General features: G+C 62.3%; 10 protein-coding genes. 7 read left to right on the forward strand and 3 right to left on the reverse strand.

Going from position 1 to position 17389, the window contains the following annotated elements; translation table 11 throughout:
* Positions 1-276 precede the first annotated feature (276 nt).
* Entirely contained in the window at positions 277-2100 is a 1824-nt protein-coding gene (locus tag AMK05_RS04850) for a methyl-accepting chemotaxis protein (protein ID WP_064837033.1), read from the forward strand.
* Between the two features lie 375 nt (positions 2101-2475).
* On the opposite strand, the gene glyS is transcribed toward AMK05_RS04850, so the two are convergent.
* Positions 2476-4659 carry a glycine--tRNA ligase subunit beta gene (gene glyS, locus AMK05_RS04855; protein WP_064837035.1) on the reverse strand — a complete coding sequence of 728 codons (2184 nt, stop codon included), beginning with the start codon at positions 4657-4659 and terminating at the stop codon, positions 2476-2478.
* Between the two features lie 237 nt (positions 4660-4896).
* On the opposite strand from glyS, the gene AMK05_RS04860 reads away from it, so the two are divergent.
* The 5 genes from AMK05_RS04860 to ubiA all read left to right on the forward strand — a co-directional run bounded on the left by AMK05_RS04860 (position 4897) and on the right by ubiA (position 11417).
* On the forward strand, positions 4897-7206 hold the full coding sequence (locus AMK05_RS04860; RefSeq protein ID WP_064837037.1) for a Tex family protein: 2310 nt from the start codon (positions 4897-4899) through the stop codon (positions 7204-7206).
* A gap of 133 nt (positions 7207-7339) precedes the next feature.
* Positions 7340-8599 carry an SAM-dependent methyltransferase gene (locus AMK05_RS04865; protein WP_064837038.1) on the forward strand — a complete coding sequence of 420 codons (1260 nt, stop codon included), beginning with the start codon at positions 7340-7342 and terminating at the stop codon, positions 8597-8599.
* Positions 8600-8634: 35 nt separating this feature from the next.
* Complete coding sequence (locus AMK05_RS04870; protein WP_064841273.1) at positions 8635-9216, forward strand: histidine phosphatase family protein; 582 nt, start codon at positions 8635-8637, stop codon at positions 9214-9216.
* Positions 9217-9531: 315 nt separating this feature from the next.
* Positions 9532-10344, forward strand: a complete 813-nt coding sequence (locus tag AMK05_RS04875; RefSeq protein WP_064837039.1) for a MipA/OmpV family protein — start codon at positions 9532-9534, stop codon at positions 10342-10344.
* A gap of 113 nt (positions 10345-10457) precedes the next feature.
* Positions 10458-11417 (forward strand): 4-hydroxybenzoate octaprenyltransferase, encoded by a 960-nt coding sequence (gene ubiA / locus AMK05_RS04880; protein ID WP_064841274.1) that lies wholly within the window; start codon positions 10458-10460, stop codon positions 11415-11417.
* Between the two features lie 73 nt (positions 11418-11490).
* Here ubiA and AMK05_RS04885 read toward each other — a convergent pair whose 3' ends face one another.
* Positions 11491-12057, reverse strand: coding sequence for a DUF6101 family protein (locus AMK05_RS04885; protein WP_064837041.1), 567 nt, complete (start codon positions 12055-12057; stop codon positions 11491-11493).
* 296 nt (positions 12058-12353) lie between these two features.
* Between AMK05_RS04885 and AMK05_RS04890 the strand changes: the two genes are divergently transcribed.
* Positions 12354-15683 (forward strand): DUF1217 domain-containing protein, encoded by a 3330-nt coding sequence (locus AMK05_RS04890; protein WP_064837043.1) that lies wholly within the window; start codon positions 12354-12356, stop codon positions 15681-15683.
* A 249-nt stretch (positions 15684-15932) separates the two neighbouring features.
* Here the strand turns inward: AMK05_RS04890 and AMK05_RS04895 are convergent, their stop codons facing one another.
* The gene (locus AMK05_RS04895) at positions 15933-17369 is read right to left on the reverse strand and encodes an FAD-binding oxidoreductase (protein ID WP_064837048.1); all 1437 of its coding nucleotides are present in this window, start codon (positions 17367-17369) and stop codon (positions 15933-15935) included.
* Positions 17370-17389 lie beyond the last annotated feature (20 nt).

Below are 17389 nucleotides of genomic sequence, written 5' to 3' on the forward strand. Positions count from 1 at the left end.
ACCGGTGGACCGAATGCACCCTCGATGAGCAGCGAGGGTGCATTCACGTTTTGACGGCAGGTAAATCGAATGCAATTTCACCCGTGGATTTTTAGGGAAAACCCTATCGAGAACAGCTAAATTAAAGATTTCTTATGGGGTGAGCATTAATGGTTACTTACCCGGTCGCAGCATGTTGTTTTTAGCAGCGGTAGACGCGTCTTCTTTTTCGGCGCGCTCGCACAGGCGGTAGGAGACCGCACCGGAATGCACCCACCGGTCCCGTTGCGAGGCGTCATGAAAAATCTGAAAATATCGAAGCAGCTCATATTGCTGGTCGTCGGCCTGATGATCGCCTTTGCGGTCGCCACGTCGCTGCAGATCCGCTCTTCGGTCGATGCGATCTACAAGGAGCGGTATGACATGCTCCGCGCCGAGGTTCAGTCGGCAGTCTCCGTTCTCAAGCTTTACCAGGCCAAGGTCGCCGCGGGCGAAATGACGCTCGAGAATGCCCAGAAGCAGGCCTATGCCACCGTCAACGGCATGAAATACGATCCGGACGGCTATTTCTTCGGTTATAGCTACGACGTCCAGATGATGTTCCACTACGACGCCGCGAAAGTCGGGCAGAACCTCAAGGGCCAGGCGGACAGCAAGGGCAAGCTTTACCGCGAGGAACTGGTCAAGCTCGGCCAGCAGGGCGGCGGTCTCGTCGAATTTTATTCCACCAGCAAACCGGGCCAACCGGCCGGCGATTACCGCAAGACGGCCTATGGACAGGCCTTCGAGCCATGGAAAGTCGTCGTCGTCACCGGCGTCTACATGGATGATCTCGATGCGCAGATCGACAGCACGATCCTGACCGCGCTCTCCGGCAGCATCGTTCTGTTCTTCCTTGCCATGGCGGCCGCCTACCTCGTCATCCGTGGCATATCGGGACCTCTCAACAATGTTCACGCCGCCTTGAAGGCTGTCTCTGAAGAGGACGTTTCTATAGCCATCCCGCATACGGGAATGAACAACGAGGTCGGCATGATGGCGAAAGCCACGCTGGCGCTGCAGGAAAAGATCCGCGAACGCCATCAGATGTCGGATCGCGAGGCAGCACAGCAACTGGCGTTGGAAAACGAGCGCGAAAACAATCAGCGCCAGCAGCAGGACGAGACAGTGCTGCAGGCCCGTGTGGTGGCGACGATCGGCCAGGCGCTGGAGATGATCGCCCGCGGCGATCTCACCGTGCGCTGCGCCGATCTCGGCCAGAAATACGCCGCCCTTCGCGACAACTTCAACGATGCGCTGTCGCATCTTGAAGCCGCCATGGCCAAGGTCAGCGCCAAGGGCACCGATATCGGCACCAGCAAGGAAGAGATCCGCCGCGCCTCTAACGAACTGTCGCAGCGCACCGAGCGCCAGGCCGCCAGCCTCGAGGAAACTTCCGCCGCACTCGACGAACTCACCGTCGCCGTCCGCCAGACGGCAGATGGCGCCCATGAGGCGAGCAAGCGCGTCCACTCCGTCAGCACCGAAGCCACCCACAGCGATGCGATCGTCGGCCAGGCGATCGAGGCGATGAGCGGCATCGAGAAGTCGTCGTCGGAGATCACCAAGATCATCGGCGTCATCGACGAGATCGCCTTCCAGACCAACCTGCTGGCGCTGAATGCCGGCGTCGAGGCGGCCCGGGCCGGCGAATCCGGCAAGGGGTTTGCCGTCGTCGCCCAGGAGGTGCGCGAGCTTGCCCAGCGCTCGGCCGCTGCCGCCAAGGAGATCAAGGACCAGATCGCCCGCTCCTCCAGCCAGGTCGACCATGGCGTCCGCCTGGTCGGCGAAGCCGGCGAGGCGCTGAAGCGCATCTCCGATCAGATCAAGGCTGCCAACGAAATCGTCGCCAAGATCGCCCACAGCGCCTCCGAACAGGACACGACGCTGCGCTCGATTTCATCGTCGATGAACCAGCTCGACGCCGCCACCCAGCAGAACGCCGCCATGGCCGAAGAGACCACGGCATCGGCGGAAACGCTCGCCAGTGACACCGACGAGCTGATCGACCTGATCCGCGGCTTCCGCGTCAGCGGCGAAAGCGCCGCCCCGGCCATGCATCAGGGTCGTCGCGCCGCTTAAACGGCGCGGGGACGACAGACATTCGTATTGCCAACAACACGGCCGCCGGTTCTCCGGCGGTCGTGTTGTTTTGGGCGCCAGCCGGAGCCAAGTCACGCGAAGCGCGTGCGGCATGGGTACTCGGGTCAAGCCCGAGTATGACGGAGTGTGGGGATAACGAGCGGCAAGAGGCGAGAGGTCCGGCGGAAATTCAGCAAAATGGGTGAGCGGTTCTGCGTGGGAATGAGGCAGGCAGCGGCAATTCCAACAAAACCACCACGCACGTGGCTATTTTCCGCATGCGTTCCCCCACCCTCCGTCGTCCTCGGGCTTGACCCGAGGACCCACGGCCGCACGCACTGCGTCACCTTAAAGCACCCAACCGAACCCCGGCTCTTACCCCGAAATCTTCGAGAAATCCGCCACCGCTCCCGTCGCTTCGCGGATCAGCCGCAGCAAGGCCAGGCGGTTGGCGCGGATGGCGGCGTCCTCGTCGTTGACGAGCACGTCTTCGAAGAAGCGGTCGACCGGGCCGCGCAGCTTGGAAAGGGCTGCCATCGCCGAGCGGAAATCTTCCCTGGCGACGGCGTCAGCCGCTTCTTTCGATGCACCGGAGATTGCCGCGAACAGTTCCTTCTCGGCATCGAGCTTCAGCAGCGCCGGCGAAACGGCATCGGCGATCACAGTGCCTTTCTTTTCCTCGGCGGCGAGCAGCTGCGTGGCGCGCTTGGTGCCGGCAAGCAGGTTCTTGCCATCCTCCGAGGTGATGAAGGCCGTCAGCGCTTCGACGCGACGCGCCACCATCAACAGGTCGTCGGCATCTGAAGTCAGCACCGCGTCGATGAGATCGTGGCGGGCACCCTGGTCACGCAGATAGACCTTGAGACGGTCGTGGAAGAAGGAGAGCAGGTCGAAGAAAGTCTCGGCCGGATCGGCTGCGAAGGCAAACACCGCATCGCCACTCGTCTTGGCGAGCAGCGACGTCTGGCTCATCAGCTTCAGTAGCGGCAGCCTGACATTGCGCTCCAGCAGGATCCTGACGACGCCAAGGGCGGCACGGCGCAGCGCGAAGGGATCCTTCGAGCCCGTCGGCTTTTCGCCGATCGCCCAGAAGCCGATAAGCGTGTCCAGTTTGTCGGCGAGCGCGACGGCGATCGCGACCTTGTCGGCGGGAACACGATCGGACGGGCCTTGCGGTTTGTAATGGTCTTCGATGGCCGCGGCAACGGAAGCGTTCTCACCCTGCAGCCCCGCATATTTGCGGCCCATCAGGCCCTGCAGTTCCGGGAATTCCCCGACCGCTTCGGTGCGCAGATCGGCCTTGGCGAGCACGGCGGCGCGATCGGTGAGCGCCGTATCCGCGCCGGTGATCTTTGCCAATTCACCGGCCAGCGCGCGGATGCGGGCGACGCGCGCGCCCTGCGTGCCGAGCTTGGCGTGAAAGGTCACGTCGAGCGCATCGAGCTTGGCCATGCGCTGGTCGAGCGGTTTCTGCAGATCGAGGCCGAACCTTGCCGCCGAAGCGTTGAGCGTCTCCAGATCCGGCAGATCGCCCTGGTCGCGCTTCCAGAAATGCAGCGCATCCGAAAGCCGAGCCCGCACCACCTTGCCGTTGCCGTGGACGATTTCCTTGCCGCCGTCATGCGCCTGGATGTTGGAGACGAGAATGAACCGGTTCGACAGCGTGTCCTCGCCCTGCTTGCGCGTGACGAAGCACTTCTGGTTGGTCTTGATCGTCAGCCGGATGATTTCCGAGGGGATCGAGAGGTAATCCTCCTCGAAGGAACCCATCAGCACCTGCGGCCATTCGACGAGACCGGAGACTTCCTCCAGCAGGCCTTCGTCTTCCACCAGTTCCAGCCCGTTGGCAAAAGCGATGTCGCGGGCGTCATGCAGGATGATGTCCTTGCGCCGCTCGGCGTCGAGGATGACCTTCGCCTTTTCCAGGCTCGCGGCATAATCGTCGAAGCGCCGGACGGTGATCGCCTCGGGCGAATGGAAACGATGGCCGTAGGTGACGTTGGAGGCGGTGATGCCGTCGATCTCGAAGGGAATGACGACAGTCTCTTCATGCTCGGGGCCGAAGGTGCAGACGATCGATTGCAGCGGCCGTACCCAGCGCAGCGCGCCGGGCCTGGAGGAGGCCTTGCCCCAGCGCATCGACTTCGGCCAGGGAAAGTCGCGGATGATGCCGGGCATCACCTCGGCGACGATGTCTTCCGCCGCGCGGCCGGGCTTCGAAATGACCGCGACGTAGAAATCGCCCTTCTTCGGATCGCTGACCACCTGCGCCTCGGAGACCGAGGAAAGGCCGGCGCCGCGCAAGAAACCTTCGATCGCCTTCTCGTTGGCGTCGGTGCGCGGCCCCTTGCGCTCCTCGCGCACGTCGGCCGAGCGGGCCGTCAAGCCATGAATGTCGAGCGCCAGCCGCCGCGGCGTCCAGTATTCGCGGGCGCCCTCATAGGAAAGACCCGCTTCGACGAGCGCATCGGTGACGAGCTTCTTCAGGTCGCCGGCAGCCTTGCGCTGCATGCGAGCCGGAATCTCTTCGGAGCGGAGTTCGAGAAGAAGGTTTGGCATGTCACACTTTTCCTTGCGCCCGCGGGCAGGGCGATCCAAAACGTTGCTTCTGCTATCAAAGAATGCCGCATCTGCACAACCGCAAAAACGGAAGAGAGCGATGGGGTGGATGGTTGGTTTGCGTTGTGCCGTGTGGCCCTCCATCCATAAACTTCCGCTGTGGAAACCACAGTCGGGCATTGCCTTGCCGCTTTTCGCCGCTATGGTCCCGCAACTTTCGTCGAAACAGGAAATCCCATGGCCGCTGACCTCCGCTTTCTCGCTGCCCGCATCTCGGCCGAAATCAGCGCCCGGCCGGAACAGGCCAAAGCCGCCATCGAGCTGCTCGACGAAGGCGCCACCGTGCCTTTCATCGCCCGCTACCGCAAGGAAGTGACGGGCGGGCTTGACGATACGCAGTTGCGCAATCTTGCCGAGCGGCTGGTCTATCTGCGCGAACTCGAAGCCCGCCGCGCCGCAATCGTCGAATCGATCACCGGTCAGGGCAAGATGACCGACGAGCTGATGGGCAAAGTGGCCGGCGCCGAAACCAAGGCCGAGCTCGAAGACCTCTATCTGCCCTATAAGCCGAAACGCCGCACCCGCGCCGAAATCGCCCGCGAACGCGGCCTCGGCCCGCTTGCCGAGGTGATCCTTGCCGAGCGCGGCCGGGAGCCGGCGGTGCTCGCCGAAGGCTTCATCACCGCTGATGTCGTCGATGTGAAGACGGCGCTCGAAGGCGCGCGCGACATCATCGCCGAAGGCATTGCCGAAAATGCCGACCTGCTCGGCAGATTGCGCGCCCATATGCGCCAGGCGTCGCTGCTGAGGGCCAAGGTCGTCGACGGCAAGCAGGCGGCGGGCGAAAAATTTTCCGATTATTTCGACCATTCCGAACGCTGGGCGACCGCCCCCGGTCACCGCGCGCTCGCCATGCTGCGCGGCTGGAACGAGGAGGTGCTGACGCTGACGATCGAGGCCGACGCCGAGACCGCTTCGCCGAACAAGCCGGTCGAACGGATGATCGCTGCAGCCTATGAGATCGGCGCAAGCCGCCCCGGTGACCGCTGGCTGATGGAGGTCGCGAGCTGGACCTGGCGCGTCAAGCTTTCCATGTCGCTGTCGCTCGACCTGATGCGCGAATTGCGCGAGAGGGCCGAAGAGGAGGCGATCCACGTCTTCGCCCGCAATCTCAAGGATCTGCTGCTCGCCGCCCCCGCCGGCTCGCGCGCCACGATGGGTCTCGATCCCGGCATCCGCACCGGCGTCAAGGTCGCCGTCGTCGACGGCACCGGCAAGGTGGTTGCGACCTCGACGGTCTATCCCTTCCAGCCGCGGAACGACGTGCGCGGCGCCCAGATCGAGCTCGCATCGCTGATCCGCAAGCACAATGTCGAGCTGATCTCGATCGGCAACGGCACCGGCAGCCGCGAGACGGAAAAGCTGGTGGCCGACATGCTGGCCGAACTGCCGGCGCCGAAGCCGACCAAGGTCATCGTCTCGGAAGCCGGCGCCTCGGTCTATTCCGCTTCGGCAACCGCAGCGGCGGAGTTTCCCGATCTCGACGTGTCACTGCGCGGCGCTGTCTCCATCGCCCGCCGTCTGCAGGATCCGCTCGCCGAACTCGTCAAGATCGAGCCGAAGTCGATCGGCGTCGGCCAGTATCAGCACGATGTCGACCAGCAGAAGCTGTCGCGTTCGCTCGATGCCGTGGTCGAAGACGCGGTGAATGCCGTCGGCGTCGATCTCAATACCGCCTCGGCGCCGCTGCTGTCGCGCGTCTCCGGCCTCGGGCCCTCGATTGCCGACGCCATCGTCCGCCACCGCGACAGCGAGGGCCGCTTCGAGACGAGGCGCGATCTGTTGAAGGTCGCCCGGCTCGGCGGCCGCACCTTCGAGCAATGCGCCGGCTTCCTGCGCATTCCGAACGGCAAGGAGCCGCTCGACGCCTCCTCCGTCCACCCGGAGGCCTACGGCGTCGCCAAGAAGATCGTCGCCGCCTGCGGCCGGGACCTGCGCGCGCTGATGGGCGATAGCGCCATGCTGAAAGCGGTCGATCCGCGCCAGTTTATCGACGAGAAATTTGGCTTGCCGACGGTGCGCGACATCATCGCCGAGCTGGAGAAGCCCGGCCGCGACCCGCGCCCGAGCTTCAAGACCGCGACCTTCGCCGAGGGTGTCAACGAAATTTCCGACCTGAAGCCCGGCATGGTGCTTGAGGGAACGGTGACCAATGTCGCCGCCTTCGGCGCTTTCGTTGATATCGGCGTGCACCAGGACGGCCTGGTGCATGTGTCGCAACTCGCCGATCGTTTCGTCAAAGATCCGCATGAGGTCGTCAAGGCGGGCGATGTCGTCAAGGTGCGGGTCGTCGAAGTCGACGCCAAGCGCAAGCGCATCGCTCTGTCGATGAAACGCGACGACGGTTCTGCAGCGCCGCCGCCCCGCGGTGATTCTCGCGGAAACCAGGGCTCGCGGCCGCAGAATGAGCGCCGGCCGGCCTCTCCCAAGCCGGAGAGCCAGGGTGCTTTCGGTGCCGCCCTTGCCGAAGCCATGAAGCGAAAATAAGGATTTAGCTGCCATTTCGGCAAAAATGCCACAGTTTGGCAGCGTTATTTCGAGAGTGCTAAATCCGGCGCTTGTAAGGCGAAAGAGATCGCCTAAGTTGATGTGACCATCCTGTCACATTTGCGAGGCGTCCATGGCGTCGGCTTTCCTTTCGATCGTCCAGCAAATCATCCGCAAGGGTTCGTTGGAACTTACTCTTGCCAATGGCGACACCTACATGATCGGCGACGGCACCGGGGACATGGTGGTCGCCCGGCTTGCCGATCAGGAGGCTGAGGACGCCATCCGCCGCGACCCGACGATGAAGCTCGGCGAGATGTACATGCAGGGCCGGTTCATTCTCGAACAGGGCAATATCTACGATTTCCTGTCGCTGGTGAAACAGAACACCACCAACGAAATCTTCGATTTCAAGATGGCGGCTCTGCTCGTCGGCCGCATTGCCTGGCAGCAGCTGAAGAACCGCGTGCCGGTCAATCGCAACAAGCACAATGTCGCCCATCACTACGACCTGTCGGCCAAGCTCTTCGATCTCTTCCTCGATGAGGATTGGCAATATTCCTGCGGCTATTTTGAACCGCCGGGCATCGGGCTTGACGAGGCGCAGCTCGCCAAGAAACGCCATATCGCCGCCAAGCTCTTGCTCGAACCGAACCAGCGCATCCTGGAAATCGGTTCCGGCTGGGGCGGCATGGGCATGTATCTGACGGAGGCGACCGAAGGCGCCGATTTCACCGGCATCACGCTCAGCGAGGAGCAGCTGAAGGTCTCCCGCACCCGTGCCGAAAAGCGCGGCCTTGGCGAGCGCGTGCGTTTCGAGCTGCAGGATTACCGCACGCTCACCGGCAGAAAATTCGACCGCATCGTCTCGGTCGGCATGTTCGAGCATGTCGGGATCGGCCACTACCCCCATTTCTTCCGCAAGGTCTCGGATCTGCTCGACGACAACGGCGTCATGGTGCTGCATTCGATCGGCCGTCCGAAGCCGGCCTTCGGCACCAATGCCTTCATCGAGAAGTATATTTTTCCCGGCGGTTATATCCCATCCGTCGGCGAAGTCGTGCCGCCGCTCGAAAAGGCCGGGCTGCTGGTTAGGGACGTCGAAATCCTGCCGATGCATTATGCCTATACGCTGCGCCACTGGCGCGAGCGCTTCGTGGCGCGCAAGGCCGAAGCGGTGGCGCTTTATGACGAGCAGTTCTTCCGCATGTGGGAATTCTATCTGGCCGGCTCGGAAATCGGCTTCCGCTGGGACGAACTCTTCATCCTGCAGATCCAGATCGCCAAGAACCAGTTCGCCGTTCCCGACAATCGCAGTTACATCGCCCGCAACGAAGCCAAGCTGAAGGAATTCGAGGCGAGGCGCGCGCCGCTCGAAAAGGTAACATTCTGAGCGGCAGCAGCGGGATGTGATGAAAGGTCATGCCGATGAGCAGTGCGTTTCCCGAGATCTATCTTGTCCGGCACGGTGAAACCGAATGGAGCCTGTCCGGGCGCCATACCGGCCGCAGCGATATCCCGCTGACGGCCAACGGTGAGGAAGCCGCCCGCAAGCTTGCCGAGCGGCTCGCCGGCCACGCCTTCTCCGCCGTCTGGTCGAGCCCCTCAGCGCGGGCTCGCAAGACTTGCGCGCTTGCCGGTTTCGGATCGGGCGCGGTGATCCGCGACGATCTCGCCGAATGGGACTACGGCGCCTATGAAGGCGTCACCACCAAGGCGATCCTGGCGGAGCGCCCCGGCTGGCAGCTTTTTCGCGACGGCTGCCCGAATGGCGAAACGGCGGCCGACGCCGGCGCCCGCGCAGACAGCATCATCCACGCGCTTCGCGAGGCGGCGGACAACATCCTGATCTTTTCCAGCTCGCATTTCCTGCGCGTACTCGCCGCCCGCTGGCTCGGCCTGCCGCCGGAAGGCGGCGCGCATTTCGTGCTGGATACGGCCAGCATCAGCGTGCTCGGTTACGAACACGATCTGACGGAACCGGTCATTCGCCGGTGGAACCAGAGATAAAGCGGCTGCGGGGTGGGTTTGCCTTTGGTCGGATACCGCATGAACGACCGGCCCCTCACCCTAACCCTCTCCCCGTAAAAAACGGGGAGAGGGACGTGCCCTGCGCGAGGTGTGCGAGGAACGGAGAGGCTGCGGCTATCCCCCTTCGCCCCGTTTACGGGGAGAAGGTGCCGGCAGGCGGATGAGGGGCGGTTCTCACCGCCCTCCTGCCGCGTAATCTCGTGCCCGTGGTTAACATTGGCGTAACGACCTCACGATAAATGTAGCCATCGCCGCTCTCCGCGGCTTTGTTTTTGCGTTTTCTGGAGTGCGGACGTGTCTCATCGATCAGTCGTATCGATCTCTTTGGCTATTGCTCTTTTCTCTTTTGGTTCAGCGGCGGCGCAGGAAAGCGGCCAGCATTTCTGGTCGGGCGACTGGTATCTGAACGTCGGCGTCGCCGGTTTCTCGGCGCCGAAATTCGAGGGCTCGTCGCATAATGAATTCAAGTTCAGCCCGCTGATTTCGGTCGGTCGCCAAGGCGCCGGCCCGCGTTTTTCCTCGCGCAACGACAATCCGTCCTTCGCCCTGATCGACAAGGGCGCTTTTCGCGCCGGCCTCGTCGGCAAATTCGTCCCCTCGCGCGATGCCGGTGACGACAATGACCTGAAGGGCTTGAGGAAGGTCAAATGGGGGGCGGAAGCCGGCGGCTTCGTCGAGGTTTACCCCACAGATTTCCTGCGCGCCCGCGCCGAGGTCCGTCAGGGCATCCGCTCGCATGACGGCGTTGTCGCCGATCTTGCGATCGATGCCTTCACCGATATCGTGCCCGACCTGCAGTTGTCGGGCGGCCCGCGCGCGACATTTGCCACAAGAGGCTATTATGACGCCTATTACGCCGTCAGCGCCAAGCACGCCGCCGCCAGCGGCCTTGATCCTTACAAGCCGTCGGCGGGCATGCAGTCCTATGGCGCCGGCGCGGCGCTGACATGGAAGGCGACCGAAAACCTCTCGGCAAGCTCCTTCCTCGAATATAAGCGGCTGGCCGGTCCCGCCGCCGACAGCAGCCTGGTGCGCGACCGCGGCTCGAAGAACCAGGTCCTGATCGGCGTTTCGGCGACTTACAAGTTCAATTTCTCCCTGCAGTGAGCCCACGTCGTCGCCCGCAGCGGCTCCGGGACAACGACATGCATAAACAAAGAACCACAGTGCCGCGGCGATCGCTTCTTGACCGGATCGCCGGCCGGTCGCTAGATGGCGCCATGCAAGATACCGGCGACTTCCACGATCGCGTCTCCGACGCACCTTCCGATAACTGGGTCTACCGGATCCTGCCGCCATGGCTTTGGCCCTATGCGCAGCTCGCCCGGTGGGATCGTCCGATCGGCTGGCAGCTGCTGATGTGGCCGTGTTTCTGGTCGGCGACCCTTGCCGCCAATGCGGCGATCGGCGAGGGGCTTTATTCCGGCAGCCTGCTGGTGTCTCATCTTCTGCTCTATTTCATCGGCGCGGTCGCCATGCGCGGCGCCGGCTGCACCTATAACGATCTCGTCGACCACGAGATCGACATGGAAGTGGCGCGTACGCGCTCGCGTCCGCTCCCCTCCGGCCGCGTCACGCGCGCCCACGCGAAGATCTTCATCGGCCTGCAGGCGCTGGTCGGGCTGTTCGTGCTCTTGCAGTTCAACTGGTTCACCGTCTTCCTGGGGCTGCTCTCGCTCGGCATCGTCGCGCTTTATCCCTATGCCAAACGTTTCACCGACTGGCCGCAATTCTACCTCGGGCTTGCCTTCTCCTGGGGCGCGCTGATGGGCTGGGCCGGCATTTTGGGCGGCCTTTCCTTTGCCTCCGTCCTGCTCTACGCCGCCTCCGTCGCCTGGACGATCGGTTACGACACGATCTACGCCCATCAGGACAAGGAGGACGACGAACTGATCGGCGTCCGCTCGACCGCCCGCCTGTTCGGCGACAGGACGAGGGCATGGCTGATCGGCCTTTACGGGCTGACGCTGGTGCTGATGTTTGCCGCTTTCCTGCTCGCCGACGCCAATCTCATCGCCTTCCTGGCCTTGCTCGGTGCCGCCGGCATGTTCGCCTGGCAGATCGTCCGGCTCGATATCGACGATGCCGCCCAATGCCTGGCGCTTTTCAAGTCGAACAATCGCGTCGGCCTGATCATCTTCTTCGGCCTTTTCGTCTCGCTGCTCTTTGCCATTCCCTAAATGAAACGGCAAAAAACCCGGCGCGGACGCCGGGTTTCAAAATGGTTGCGAAAACGAAGTGTCGCGATTTCGTTCAGTTGCGGGCGATGATTTCCTTACCTTCGATCCGCATGGCGACGCCGAGCTGGCCGGTGGTGCGGCGCACGAGGAAGCGCGGGCGGCGGTTGGCGAAGTAGGAATGACGGCGGCGCGGCTTGAGGTCGCTGGTGCGCAAGGCGCCGATATGGTCTTCGAGCGGCCGGGCGACGCCGTCGGCCTCGACCATCAGCATCGGAATGCGGAAGGCTTCCGACCAGCCGCGCCAGTCGGCGGCGATATCGCTGAGATCATGGGCGACAAGCAGCGGAATGCAGAGTTCCGGATCGGCGTGATGGAGTTCGAGCGTGACGGTCACCTCGCCGTCGCCATGGTCGATGGCGCGGGCGGCGACACCTTGGAAGACGCGCTTCGGCAGTGCAATCGAGAGCGGCAGGCCGCTGGAGGGGAGGACCTTGCGCAGGACCGCACCGCGTTCGTCTATGGTGATATTGACGTCATCCGAACAATCATGGATGGCGTAGCTGACCTGCTGCGGAAAGCGGGACGGATCGAGGCGCAGCGTCGTACCAGCCCAGGCGGGCTTCATTACGGGATTGTTCATGTCATTCTACCCTTGTCTTACCTGAGAGCCGTTTCCGGTCTTCTCCTTGGGACTTTTCGTCCTCTATGGCCGACAATAGGCACCCGCCCTTCCGTACAGCTTAAAAATTGCGGTTAAGAAAACTTTGCCTCCTCTGATGGTTATCAAAACCGAATCCGGCAGGGTTTCCGGAAGGTGAACGAGGTGGCGTGCTGAAATGATGCATCCTGAGGTAAGTCTCAGGTAAGTTTTCCGTGGCAAAATATGCTTACCAGCAGTTCGTTCTTTTAGAGATTTTGCCGAAAAGGGCGCGTTTGATGATCACGGCTTCCCTCGCTTACACGATCCTGTCGAAGGACATGACGTCGAGCCTGAACAAGGTCGCGTCGCAGGCGACGGTCAAGAAGGACGCTCAGTATTACGCCGACCATATCAACAAGGTCACCGACGTCGACGACTTCCTCGGCGATTACAAGCTCTACAGCTATGCGATGAAGGCCTATGGCCTTGAAGACATGACCTACGCCAAGGCCTTCATGAAGAAGGTGCTGGAAAGCGATCTCACCGACCCCAACAGCTACGCCAACAAGCTCTCCGATACGCGCTACCGCGAATTCGCCGCCGCCTTCAATTTCAATGCGCCTGAAAAGGACGTGCAGACGGAGGCGCAGGAGGACGATCTCATCGGCCTCTACAAGCAGTCCTTCCTCGACGCCGACAAGGCGGCGACCGCCGAGAGCACCTATTACGGCAACAATATCGACAGCGTGAAGACCGTCGACGACCTGGTCAACAACACCAGGCTTCGCACCTATGTGCTGAAGACCTTCAACATCGATCCCACCTATGCGTCGAAGGATTTTCTGCGCCAGGTGCTGACGAGCGATCTCAGCGACCCCACGAGCGTCGTCAACACGCAGGGCGGCGACAAGTACAAGGCGCTGGCCGCCCAGTTCAGCTTCAACGCCGACGGCACGGTCACCGGCACGGCCCAGACGGCGGCGCAGAAGGCTTCGGTCATCGAGACCTACACGCTGAATTCCCAGTCCGTCATCATCGACAATTCGGTCGGCTCCGACGTCGTCTACGTCAACAAGACGGCGGCCGACTACAACAAGGCCTATTATACCGCCAAGATCGGCACGATCACCAATGTCGACGATCTGGTCGCCGACAAACGCCTGACCTCCTACATCACGACGGCCTACAGCATGGGCGCTGACTTCACTGCGGCAGCACTGCGTACGGTCCTGACCGATCCCGGCTATGCCCAGCTGATGGGTTTTACCAACGTCTACAACGCCTTCAACTTCAAGTCGGACGGTTCGACCTCGAACACCGCGCGCGTCCGGACGCTCGACCAGGCGAACAAGCTGTCGTCGGCGGCGTCGCTCACCGCCAATTATTATAAGGTGACCTCGCAATCGAGCAGCATCACCAATGTCGACGACCTGCTCGCCGACGCAAACATGGCGCGTTACATCAAGGACGCCTACGGTCTCGGCACGGATTTCAGCAATGCCGATCTGAAGAACATCCTGACCGACCCGGCCTATGCCACCGCCCAGGGGAAGGCCGGCATCAATGCCGACTTCAACTTCAATGCGGATGGATCGATCAACGGTGCGGTGATCCAGACGGACACGCAGCGCAAGTCGACCACCGACAAATCGGCGGCGAACGCGGCCCACTTCAACGCCATGATCGACAGTGTCACCAATGTCGACGGCATCATGTCCGATCCCGTTGCGGTCAGCTATCTCAGAACCAGCATGCAGATCGCCGACAGCGTCTCCGATGCGACGCTGAGGACCTTCCTCGTCGATCCCGCCGCCGCCAGCGCCCAGGGCTATGGCGACGTCCACGATCTCTTCAATTTCAAGACCGACGGCTCGGTCGCCACCCTCTATGCCACGCAGACGGCCGCGCAAAGCGCCAACACATCAAGCAAGGCCGACAGCGCGGCCGTCTATTACCAGTCGACCATCGCCGGCATCGCCAATGTCGATCAGCTGCTGTCGGACCAGAGGCTCAACAATTTCGTCCGCAACGCCTTCGGCATCCCGTCCACCGTGACCGACGTCGCCCTTCGCACCATCCTGACCGATCAGAGTGGCACCGGCACCTATGCCGACGTCGCCGCCGCCTTCAATTTCAAGGCGGATGGCACGCTCGAGGACGGCATGCAGGCGCAGACGGCGGCACAGATCACCAACACGAAAATTGCCGCCGGCGCCCGCACCGACGATTATTCCGCCCGGATGGCGACGATCGCCAATATCGACGATCTCATCGCCGATCCCGCCATCACCAATTTCCTGAAGAGCACCTACAATCTGCCGTCCAATATCTCGGACGCCGACCTGAAGAGCTACCTGACCGATGCGACGGCCGCCTCAGCCGCCGGTTATGCCGATCTCAACGCCGATTTCAACTTCGCCGCCGATGGCACGCTGCCGGTCGTGAGCTCCGTCCAGACGGCCGATCAGGCGCAGACCACCAATGACAATTATATGGCGCGCTATGACGACGAGCGCGAAGAGGCGATCGACGAGGTCGCGTCCAATTATTCGAGCATGATGGCCGACAGCAACAGCCTGCTCGATACGGCCGAGATCAAATCGGTCAACGATTTCCTGCGCACCAATTCCGCCGCCGATTTCAAGAAGAGCAACGACAATCTGCCGGATCCCTATCATGTGGCGCTGCAGGCCTTCGGCCTGACCGACCAGGAGGTGCCACGCTCGATGATGCGCAAGATCCTGACGAGCGATGCATACGACCCGAAAGGCTATATCGCCTCCTTGAAGGACGAACGAATCACCAATATGGCTCGCGCCTTCAATTTCGGCCCCGACGGCAAGGCGGCAGCACCTCTGCAGGCGCTGCCCGACGCGACCCTGGCCAAATACGCCACCGACTACAAGGCGCATGTCACCATGCTGCTGAAGGCCGGCCCGGTGAAGGACAAGGCATCGAAGGACGCGACGGCGGAGGTGGATTATTTCGCCAAGGGCATGGCGAAGGTACAGTCGCTCGACGATTTCCTCGACGACAGCCGCCTGACCGGTTTGGTGCTGAAGGCCAATAACCTCGACCCGAAGGATTACGACAAGGCGACGCTGAAGAAGATCTTCACCTCAGATCCCGACGACAAGAAGAGCTACTTGAACACCAAGGCCGATGCGCGCTTCAAGGATATCGTCGCCGCCTTCAACTTCGACAAGGACGGCAATCTGACCCGCGCCAAGATTGGCGCCATCCAGAACAAGGCGGCCGAGGCGCATACCCAGGAGCTTTACGTCCAGCAGACGATGGAAACCCAGCAGGGCGAAAGCAACGATGGTGTGCGCCTGGCACTCTATTTCAGCCGCAAGGCCCCGAGCATCACCTCGATCTATTCGATCCTCGGCGACAAGGCGCTCTATCAGGTGATCACCACAGCCTACAGCCTGCCCTCGCAGATATCGGGCATGGACGTTGCCAAGCAGGCCGATCTTATCAATCGCTTCGTCAAGCTCGAGGATCTCCAGGATCCGAAGAAGGTCGACAAGCTGCTGCGACGCTTCACCGCCATGTACGACGTCCAGAACGCCACCCAGCAATCGCCGGCCCTGCAAATCCTGACCGGCGGCGGTACGCAGTAGTCCTAAGGCAATTCCTAAGCTTCGAATAAGACCCCTCCCCAACCCCTCCCCACAAGGGGGAGGGGCTTAGATGCCGCGCTGCCCTGCACAAACCGCATCGTCGGAGACAGCGGAACGGTAACAGCGTGCGAGACTCTTAACTTTGGTTGCCGATGCGGCCGCAAGTTTGCCCCTCCCCCTTGTGGGGAGGGGTTGGGGAGGGGTCTTCCTTCAGGCTGATATCGTCGAACGGGCCTGGTCTCGCCACCCTCACACGTCGAGGCTGACCACCTTCCCAGGATTCATGACGCCAGCCGGATCGAAGGCGCGCTTGATGCGGCGCATCAGCTCGATTTCAATGGCCGGGCGGATCGCCGCCAATTCGTCGCGCTTCAGCTGGCCGATGCCGTGCTCGGCCGAGATCGAGCCGCCATGGGCGAGCACCAGCCCATGGACGATGTGGTTCATTTCGCGCCAGCGGCCGATGAATGCGGCCTTGTCGGCGCCGACCGGCTGGGAAATATTGTAATGGATATTGCCGTCGCCCATATGGCCGAAGGCGCAGATGCGAGCCCCGGGCATCGCCGCCATGACGGCCTCTTCGGCCTCGGCCATGAAATGCGGGATCCTGGACACCGGCACGGAAACATCGTGCTTGATCGAGCCGCCTTCCGGCTTCTGAGCATCCGACATGCTTTCGCGCATGTGCCAGATCGCCTTCTGCTGCGCCACCGATGCGGCAATCGCCGCATCGAGCACCAGCCCGGCCTCAAAACCCTGTTCCAGCACGCCGTTCATCATCCGCTCCGCCGTCTCGGCCGAATCCGATGTTGAAATGTCGATCAGCACGTACCAGGGATAGGCCGCCTCCAGCGGATCGCGCACGCCGTCGATGTGACGGCTGGTGATTTCGACGCCGAAACGCGGCATCAGCTCGAAACCGGTGAGCGAGGCGCCGCAGAGGCTGGAGGCAAGGTTGAAGAGAGCAAGCGCATCCGCCACCGAATTCAGCCCGGCGAATGCCACCTGGTGGCCGAGCGGCTGGGGAAACAGCTTCAGCACCGCGCCGGTAATGATGCCGAGCGTGCCCTCGGCGCCGATGAAGAGATCGCGCAGGTCGTAACCGGTATTGTCCTTCTTCAGCCGGCGCAAGCCATCCCAGATCTCGCCGGTCGGCAGCACCACTTCGAGGCCGAGGCAGAGCTGACGCATATTGCCGTAGGCCAGCACCGCCGTGCCGCCGGCATTGGTGGAAAGGTTGCCGCCGATGCGGCATGAGCCCTCGGAGCCGAGCGACAGCGGAAACAGCCGTCCATGCGCCTCGGCCGCCTTCTGCACATCGGCCAGAATGGCACCGCCGTCGGCGACCAAGACGTTTGCCACCGGATCGACGTCGCGGATCCGGTTCATGCGCTCGAGCGACAGGATGATATCGGCCTTGCCGGCACGCGGCGTCTGGCCGCCGACAAGGCCGGTATTGCCGGTCTGCGGCACGATCGCCGTCCCGGTCTCCGTCGCAAGCTTCATGATATCGGAGACTTCCTCGACTGAGCCCGGCTTCAGCAGAAGAGGCGAGGAGCCGTGATAGAGCCCGCGGTTCTCGACCAGATGCGGCGCAAGATCGGCCTCGTTGCGCAGCGCGTATTTGTCGCCGACGATGGCTGCGAAGCGGTCGAGAAGTTCGGTGGAAATGCCGGTGCTGCTCATCGGGGTCGGTCCTTCGTCGA

The organism is Rhizobium sp. N324 (genome assembly GCF_001664485.1).
Classification (GTDB): domain Bacteria; phylum Pseudomonadota; class Alphaproteobacteria; order Rhizobiales; family Rhizobiaceae; genus Rhizobium.